Source organism: Streptomyces sp. sk2.1 (assembly GCF_008120935.1).
GTDB lineage: Bacteria > Actinomycetota > Actinomycetes > Streptomycetales > Streptomycetaceae > Streptomyces.
Genome location: NZ_RDBO01000018.1, coordinates 1 through 4184 on the forward strand (window position 1 = coordinate 1; position 4184 = coordinate 4184).

Here is a 4184-nt window from a genome sequence, read left to right on the forward strand (position 1 = left end):
TAACGGGTGGAGCTGACTGGTACTAATAGGCCGAGGGCTTGTCCTCAGTTGCTCGCGTCCACTGTGTTTGTTCTGAAATAACGAACGGCTGTGTTGTCACCGGTTGTTCAGAATTTCATAGTGTTTCGGTGGTCATTGCGTTAGGGAAACGCCCGGTTACATTCCGAACCCGGAAGCTAAGCCTTTCAGCGCCGATGGTACTGCAGGGGGGACCCTGTGGGAGAGTAGGACGCCGCCGAACAATCATTCCGGGAGAGCCCCGCACCTCATGGTGCGGGGCTCTTCTGCGTTCACCACCCGATACCGCCCTCCGGCGGTTTTTTTTGTTTTCAGGCCGGAGTCACCAGGTGGGTGTCGTAGGCCAGGATGACCGCCTGGACCCGGTCGCGGGACCCCGTCTTGGCGAGGATGCGCGTGACATGGGTCTTCACCGTCGACTCGGCGAGATGGAGCCGGGCGGCTATCTCGGTGTTGGACCAGCCCCTGCCGATGACGGTCAGGATTTCCCGCTCCCGTTCGGTGAGGGACGCGATGCGCGGGTCCGGCGTGGTGGGGCCGCCGGGAACGGCCGGCAGGTGCTGCACGTACGCGTCCAGGAGCCGGCGGGTGAGGCTCGGGGCCACCACCGCGTCGCCACCGGCCACGGCCCGGATGCCGGCCAGGAGTTCCTCCGGCAGCGCGTCCTTGATGAGGAAGCCGCTGGCGCCGACGCGGAGGCCGTCGTACGCGTACTGGTCGAGGTCGAACGTCGTGACGATGAGGACGCGGGTGCGGGCACCGGTCCTGACGATGCGCCGGGTGGCCTCGATGCCGTCCAGGAGGGGCATACGGATGTCCATCAGCGCGACGTCCGGCTGGTGCCGGGAGACGAGCTCCAGGGCTTCGTGGCCGTTCCCGGCCTCGCCGACGACGGTCATGTCGTCCTGGCTCTCCAACAGCATGCGGAAACCGAAGCGTTGCATCGGCTGGTCGTCCGCGATGAGCACGGTCGTCACGAGGGGGTTTCCTCCAGCATCACGAGGGGTTGTCTTCCAGGGGGAGTCGGAGCCGCACCTGCCAGCCGGGCGCGGGTGCGGGTCCCGGCCTCGGGCCCGTTTCGAGCGTGCCGTCGTAGAGGGACGCCCGTTCGCGCATCCCGGCGATGCCCTGCCCACCGTTGCCGCGATCATGACCGGCCGGACCTGTCGCCGTGCCCGTGCCCGTACCTGTGTCCGTACTCGTGGTGGTGCCCGGCCTCGTACCCCGGCCCGTGTCCGTGATCAGGACCTCCAGTTCGGCGGCCCCGTACGTGAGGGTGACCTCCGCGGTCGGTGGCGGGGCGGTGCCGCCGTGCTTCAGGGTGTTCGTCAGGGCCTCCTGCACCACGCGGTAGACCGTCAGCTGGCGGCCCGCGGTGGGCGGGACCGGCGGGGGCGTGCCGCGGGTGTGCAGGCGTACGGGGAGGCCCGCCGTCCGGACGCCCGCGAGGAGCTCGGCCATGTCGTCCAGGGTCGGCTGCGGGGCGCGGTCGGCCTCGACGGGGTGGTCCCGCAGGACACCGAGCAGGCGGCGGAGCTCGGTGAGGGCCTGGCGGCTCGTGGTGCCGATGGCTTCGAGCGCCTGGGAGGCCCGTTCCGGGCTCTTGGCCGCCGCGTAGGCGCCGCCGTCCGCGAGGCCCGTGATGACGGACAGGTTGTGGCCGATGATGTCGTGCATCTCCCTGGCGATCCTGGTCCGTTCGGCGGCGGCCGCGAGTCGGGCCTGCTGGTCGCGCTCCAGCTCCAGCCGGTGGGCGCGGTCGACGAGGGCCTCGGTGTACTCCTTGCGGGTACGGACCACGATCCCGAGCAGCGCGGCGAGGGTGAACGCCCAGACGTGGGGGACGATCAGCGGGTCCCAGCTGCGCGGGTGCTGCACCGCGCCGGCCAGGAGCGGGGCGAGGACCAGGGTGCCCGCCCATGCCAGGGCCCGCGCGGGCAGCCGCAGCGCGATGTTGAAGACGACGATCTCCTGGAGGTGCGCGGCCTGGACGACGGCACCGGACCAGGCGTTCACCAACGAGACCGGGGCCATGAACGCCAGCACGGCCAGGGGGTGCGTGCGCCGCCACAGCAGGGGTGCGGAGAAGGCGATGCTCATGGCCAGGACCAGTGTCCCCGACACGTTCGGGTCGAGGGCCACGGTGCGCCAGCCGCCCGAGGTGACGTCGAGGACGGCGAACTGCACCCAGGCCATGGCCAGCAGGCCGTTCCAGATCATCGGCCGACGACGGTCGAACGCGCGGAGGTGCTGGAGCAGGCGCTGTATGTGACCGGTGAGCTGGGTGGGGCCCGGGGCGGTGTTCCGGCCCCGGCTCCGGTCGTCGTGCGTCACGCGCCCATCCTCGCTGTTCGTCATGCCCGGGTCACGCGCCCATCCCCACGGTCGTATCGCCGTACCTCTTGGTGAGTTCGTACGCCCTGGTCATGCGATCGAGGCTACGGAGCGGGGCCGTGGCGGGCATCGGCCCCGGGGAGGGGCATGGCGGTGCGCGTAGTACCGGGGTACGACACCGGGCCCGGGACGTGCCGAGTGGGGAATGGGCAGGGCGAAATAGCGTTTGCGCAGGTCGGACGGCAGGGGCACGATCGGCGGATGGAACATGTGATTCGAGTTGTGCGCGCCGACGAATGGGACCGGGTCAAGGAGTTGCGACTGGCCGCGCTGCGGGATCCGGTCGCGGCCATCGCGTTCCTGGAGACGTACGAGCAGGGCCTGGCCTGTTCCGACGAGTTCTGGCAGGAACGGGCGCGCAACGCTTCCGAGGACGGGAGCGGTGACGTGCGGCAGTTCGTGGCCGTCGCGCCCGACGGGCGGTGGGAGGGCGGCATCACCGTGCTGATCGAACGGCCGGACGCGGAGGCGCGGTTCGGGGAGGCGGCCGGGGTGAACCAGGCGCATGTGGTCGGTGTGTTCGTACGGCCCGAGGCGCGTGGCGGGGGTCTGGCCGAGGAGTTGTTCCGGGCCGGGATGGACTGGGCCTGGTCGCTGGAGGAGCCGCGGATCGAGCGGGTGCGGCTGTACGTGCACGAGGACAACCTGCGGGCCGCGGCGTTCTACCGGCGGATCGGCTTCGTGGCGACCGGGAAGTCGGTTCCGATGCCGGGCGATCCGTCCAAGCGCGAACTGGAGCACGCGGTGGGCCGGGTGGCGTGAGCGGTCGGTGTGATCGGGTGGGTCGGTGGGTCATGGGTCCACTGTCGCACCCGGGTGTGACAGTGGTTGGTCACCAGATCGAAACCCGGGAGGGGTGTTGCCGGGTGTGGCTCCTGGGTCATTATCTACGCGCGTTGTGTACGGTCTGTCCCGCGTCGGSCGGGGGTCAGTGCGGGGCGGTGAGCTCCTGGGCCCAGCGGGCGCGGGCCTGTTCGCGGGAGCGGAGGAGGACCAGGGCCGGCAGGCCCATGGCCTGACCGTTCGCCAGCAGCTCAGGGAGCCGGGGGAGCGGGGCCACGGCGGCGACGTCGTCGAGCACGAGCGTCATTGGTGGGTCGAGCCGACCGTCGGTCGACCGTGCGGCCGAGCGGCGGCCGTGCTCGACCACGTATGAGGCGAGTGCTGTGAGCAGGGGCATGGCCCCTGGCCCCGAGCGGGGGTCCTCGATCGGCTCACCCACCACATAGAGGGTGCCCCCTTCGGCCACGAAAGATTCCAGCACCAGTGAATCGGCGCGGTTCGGCGTGCAGGCCTCGCGGATGTGGACCGAGGAGAGCGCGGCGAAGGCGCGTACCGTCAACTCCTGTGCCATCTCCCGGCGTTCGGGGTGGGAGGTGAGTGCGGACTCCAGCAGTCCGGCGAACCCGGAGGCCGCCTTGGGGTGCGTACGGAGCAGGCGCACCGGCTCGTGGGCGCTGTTGCCGAGGGCCCAGCGGTGGACCTGGCGGAAGGGGCGGCCGTCGATGGCGGCGGCGTGCAGCCAGCACCGCAGGAGCGTTTCGGCGGTGTCGGCGGTCGCCGCGTCGATACGGGCCTGCGGCCGGACGGGGGCCAGCAGGGCGGTGGAACGGGCGGCGGCCGTCTCGGGCTGCTCGCAGCCGGCGGTGGGGGACCAGTGCAGCCGGGCGGGGGTGTCGCAGAGGTGGCCCGGGTCGTAGACCAGCACCGGGCCGAGCTTGGCGCGGGCGTCCTTCGTCTCGGCCCAGACGGTGGGGTCGGAGGTGATCACG

The 4184-nt window shown here is 70.9% G+C and carries 3 protein-coding genes, 1 rRNA gene and 1 pseudogene; 2 read left to right on the plus strand and 3 right to left on the minus strand.

Annotated elements, in window-relative coordinates:
- Nucleotides 1–124: 124 nt before the first annotated feature.
- Nucleotides 125–241 (plus strand): 5S ribosomal RNA (rrf, locus tag EAO76_RS03380).
- 88 nt (nt 242–329) lie between these two features.
- On the opposite strand, the gene EAO76_RS03385 is transcribed toward rrf, so the two are convergent.
- The gene (locus tag EAO76_RS03385; RefSeq protein WP_148833171.1) at nt 330–995 is read right to left on the minus strand and encodes a response regulator transcription factor; all 666 of its coding nucleotides are present in this window, start codon (nt 993–995) and stop codon (nt 330–332) included.
- A 19-nt stretch (nt 996–1014) separates the two neighbouring features.
- Nucleotides 1015–2352 (minus strand): histidine kinase, encoded by a 1338-nt coding sequence (locus EAO76_RS03390; protein ID WP_262375261.1) that lies wholly within the window; start codon nt 2350–2352, stop codon nt 1015–1017.
- A 261-nt stretch (nt 2353–2613) separates the two neighbouring features.
- On the opposite strand from EAO76_RS03390, the gene EAO76_RS03395 reads away from it, so the two are divergent.
- On the plus strand, nt 2614–3174 hold the full coding sequence (locus EAO76_RS03395; RefSeq protein WP_148833173.1) for a GNAT family N-acetyltransferase: 561 nt from the start codon (nt 2614–2616) through the stop codon (nt 3172–3174).
- A gap of 166 nt (nt 3175–3340) precedes the next feature.
- Here the strand turns inward: EAO76_RS03395 and EAO76_RS03400 are convergent.
- A pseudogene (locus EAO76_RS03400) lies at nt 3341–4184 on the minus strand (type IV secretory system conjugative DNA transfer family protein); the annotation flags it as partial.